The organism is Streptomyces sp. YIM 98790, from assembly GCF_011421595.1.
Taxonomy (GTDB): domain Bacteria; phylum Actinomycetota; class Actinomycetes; order Streptomycetales; family Streptomycetaceae; genus Streptomyces.
The window spans coordinates 1-3687 of the sequence record NZ_WTLH01000325.1; the positions used below are offsets into that span (position 1 = coordinate 1).

General features: G+C 75.5%; 3 protein-coding genes and 1 pseudogene. 1 reads left to right on the forward strand and 3 read right to left on the reverse strand.

Annotated elements, in window-relative coordinates:
- Positions 1-80: 80 nt before the first annotated feature.
- Entirely contained in the window at positions 81-1370 is a 1290-nt protein-coding gene (locus tag GQS09_RS27535) for a zf-HC2 domain-containing protein (protein WP_313896377.1), read from the forward strand.
- 67 nt (positions 1371-1437) lie between these two features.
- On the opposite strand, the gene purU is transcribed toward GQS09_RS27535, so the two are convergent.
- From purU to GQS09_RS27550, 3 genes and pseudogenes are all read right to left on the reverse strand, one after another.
- Positions 1438-2367, reverse strand: coding sequence for a formyltetrahydrofolate deformylase (purU, locus tag GQS09_RS27540; RefSeq protein WP_165990241.1), 930 nt, complete (start codon positions 2365-2367; stop codon positions 1438-1440).
- 100 nt (positions 2368-2467) lie between these two features.
- Complete coding sequence (locus GQS09_RS27545) at positions 2468-2905, reverse strand: SCO4402 family protein (RefSeq protein ID WP_243761865.1); 438 nt, start codon at positions 2903-2905, stop codon at positions 2468-2470.
- Positions 2906-3067: 162 nt separating this feature from the next.
- Positions 3068-3687, reverse strand: a pseudogene (locus tag GQS09_RS27550) (hypothetical protein); the annotation flags it as partial.

Sequence of the window (3687 nt, forward strand, 5' to 3'; positions counted from 1 at the left end):
TCCGCAGCGGCTCGCCGCGCGCCGCGGACCGGCGCCGGGGAGCCGGCCGGCGGTGCCGCCCCCGGAGGGGGTGAGGGGCAGTGAGGGGCGGACCGGAGCCGGGGAACCGGGCGCAGCGCGGTGATGCGGCACCGGCCCGGGTGCCGCAGCCGCGCTTCCGCAAGGCCGCTCCCGGCTCGCCGGCCGCCCAGGCCGCGGCATCCGGCGGCAGCGGCGTCGGCGGGGTGCCTCCCCCGCCGCCGCTCTCCCACCAGGCGCTGACCTCGCTGCTCGGCGCCTGGGCGCTCGGCGCGTGCAGCCCGGCCGAGAACGCCGCCGTGGAGGACCACCTCAACGACTGCGCGTCCTGCGCCGACGAGGCCCTGCGGCTGCGCGACGCCGTGCCGCTGCTGGAGCCGCAGCGCAGCCTGGATCTCGACCCGGCGCTGCGCGGCCGGGTGCTGGAGGTGTGTCTGGACCGCCGCCCGGCCCGGCTGCCGCTGCCCTCCTGGGCGGCCCCCTTCGATGCCGAGGCCGCGCGGCTGGACGCCCTGCTGCACGACATGGCGGCCGGGGAGTGGCGGACCGAGGTGCCGCTGCGCTGGTTCGCCGAGGGCGCCATGGCCGAGCACAGCACCACCGTGGCCGGGGTGCTGGACCACCTGCTGGCAGTGGACGGCCTGCTGGCACGGGCGCTGTCGCTGCCCGATCCGCTCGGCGAATCCGCCCCCGTGGACCCCACCCTGCGCACCCAGGCGCAGTGGCACAGCGCCGCGCCGGCCCGCGCCGTGGCCCCGCAGCAGGCCCGCGTGGAGTGGCGCGAGCAGACCCGGGCGCTGCTGCGCGCGGCCGGCCGGACCGGAGGCGGCCCCGGCCTGACCGCCGTCGAGGTGGCGTACCGCATCCCGGAGCTGCTGGACGGCGGCACGCTCTCCCTCCCCGACGCCTTCCTGGACCGCGCCTTCGCCTGCTGGGTGCACGGGGACGACATCGCCCGCGCCATCGACTACCCCTACGGCCCGCCGGGCGGCCCGCACCTGCGGATGGTGGTGGATCTGGTGGCACGGCGCCTCCGGGGCAGCCTGGCCGAGCGCCGCCGCGCCGGGCTGGCGCTCTCGCCGCCCCGGCTGGCCCCGGTCGGCCAGCCGGGCCGTACCGTCCACCTGGAGGTGGAGGGCAGCGGCGGCGGGGACTGGTACATCCCGCTGGACTCCCCCACCTCACCGGTCTCCGCGGCCGACCCGGTGGCCCGGGTGGCGCTGGAGGACGTGGCGTTCTGCCAGCTGGCCTCCGGCCGGATCTCGCCGGACGAGGCCGCGGCCGGCACCGAGGGCGACGAGCGGATCGTGCACGATCTGCTGTTCGCCACCGCCGCGCTCTCCCGGCTCTGAACCCGCGCTCCCGGCTCCGGGCCCGCGCCGCCCCGCCCTCCGCGGGGCGGTGGCGGCTGCCGGCGGCTCAGGAGAAGACGACCGTGCGGCGGCCGTTGATCAGCACCCGGCGCTCGCTGTGCCACTTCACCGCGCGGGCCAGCGCCTGGCACTCCACATCGCGCCCGACCGCCACCAGCTGCTCCGGGGAGAGCTCGTGCCCCACCCGCTCGACCTCCTGCTCGATGATCGGCCCCTCGTCCAGCTCGGCGGTGACGTAGTGCGCGGTGGCGCCGATCAGCTTCACCCCGCGGGCGTGCGCCTGGTGGTACGGCTTGGCGCCCTTGAAGCTCGGCAGGAAGGAGTGGTGGATGTTGATGATCCGGCCGGGAAGCTGCTTGCACAGGTCGTCGGAGAGCACCTGCATGTAGCGGGCGAGCACGACGAGTTCGACGTCCTCCTCCTCGATGATCCGCAGCAGCCGCGCCTCGGCCTCGGACTTGGTGTCCCTGGTCACCGGGATGTGGTGGAACGGGATGCCGTAGGACGCGGCAAGCTCGGCGAAGTCGGTGTGGTTGGACACCACGGCCGCGATCTCCACCGGCAGCGCGCCGATCCGGGTCCGGAAGAGCAGGTCGTTCAGGCAGTGCCCGAACTTGCTGACCATCAGCAGCACCCGCATCTTCTCCTCGGCGCGGTGCAGCTGCCAGTCCATGCGGAAGGAGTCGCCGACCGCGGCGAAGCTGGCCCGCAGCTTCTCCAGGGTCACCGTCGGTTCGTCCGCGCTGAAGTGCACGCGCATGAAGAACAGGCCGGTGTCGTGGTCCTTGAACTGCTGGCTGTCCTCGATGTTGCAGCCGGTCATGAAGAGATAGCTGGACACGGCGTGCACAATGCCCGGTTTGTCCGGGCAGGAGAGGGTCAGCAGATACTGCGCGGGCCGCGGCGGGCGGGCCGCGGCGGCTGCGCCGGAGGCGCCGGCGGCGGCGCGGGAGGGACTCGACGGCGAGGGACTCATAGCCTCCTAGCCTGGCACATCCCCCGGCCCCTCCGGCCCCCTGCCTGCGATACGGACACCCGGCCGGGGCCCGAGGGGGTCCGCTGCGCCGTGGCCGGATTCAGAAGGTGTGCAGCGCGGTGGCGAGCTGCTCCAGGGTGGGCGGCGGCACATCCGGGCTGTCCCCGTCCGCGACGGCCAGCCGGACATGCGCCTCGCGGGCCGCCTGCACCGCCTCCGGCCAGCCCGGGTGCTGGAAGTAGGCCCCCGCCGGGGCGTCCGCGCCGACCTGGTGCAGGATGCGCAGCACACGCAGGACGGCGGCGTCCACCAGCGCGGCCTCCTCGGCGTCGCGGAAGACGGTGCCGATGTACTTCTCGGCCGACCAGTTGTCCAGCCAGGTGTCCTCGACCAGGCGGTAGACGGCGTCCGTCACGTCGCCGTAGCCCGGCACGCCCGCCGCCCAGCGCTCCTGCTGGAAGACGGGATCGGAGAGCATATGGAGCGCCGAGCGCACGTTGGTGCGCCAGCGCCACCAGGGCATGTCGTTGTGCGGCATGCGGCCCATGGTGGGGGAACGACGGCCGTGGCGGGAAGAGCTGTCCGAGGCTTGCACGCAATCGATCGTACGTTCCCCGCTCTGGGTGAGCGGCCGTCACTCCACGTGCCCGCGAGGGCTGGCGGGGCGGCGGGGCGGCGGGCCCGCGGGGCGGCGGCCGGGTCAGAGATCGGCGGCCTGGCGTTCGGGCAGACCGTGCTCGGCGGCGATCGGGTTCCACAGCCCGGCCGCGCGCTCCTTGGCGGTGCTGGCCTCGCCGCTGGCCCGGACCGCCTCGGCGGAATTGCCGGTGGCGGTGGGCGTGCCGCCCCTGCACATCTTCTTCTTCCGCTGCCGGACCTCGTCCGCCCAGGCGGCGAAGAACTCGTCGGCCTCGGCGGAGGCGGTCCAGGCGTCGTGCAGCGCGTCGTAGAGCTCCTGATGCTGCGGCAGGGCGTCCAGCGTCAGCTCGTCCAGGCGCGTGACCAGGGCATTGCGCTCGCCGGCGGCGGTGCGCAGGGTCTCGGCGGCGGCCTTCAGCGCGGTGCAGGACTGGATGTCGGCGACCGCGGAGATCACCGATTCGCGGCTGCTGCTGCTCTCGCCGAGCAGCGTGGAGAGCGCCTCGGCCTGCCGGCGGGCCTCGGCCGAGCGGTCCTCGCCGGGGCCGTCCGTCTCGCCGGTGCCGCCGGTGCCGCCGGGCTGCTCGGCGCCGGCGGAGGAGGACCGGTCGTCGTCCCCGGCGCCGGAGCGTGCGGTGCCGCGGTCGTCGGCACCGGCGGCGGGGCCGGTGCCGCCGCTCC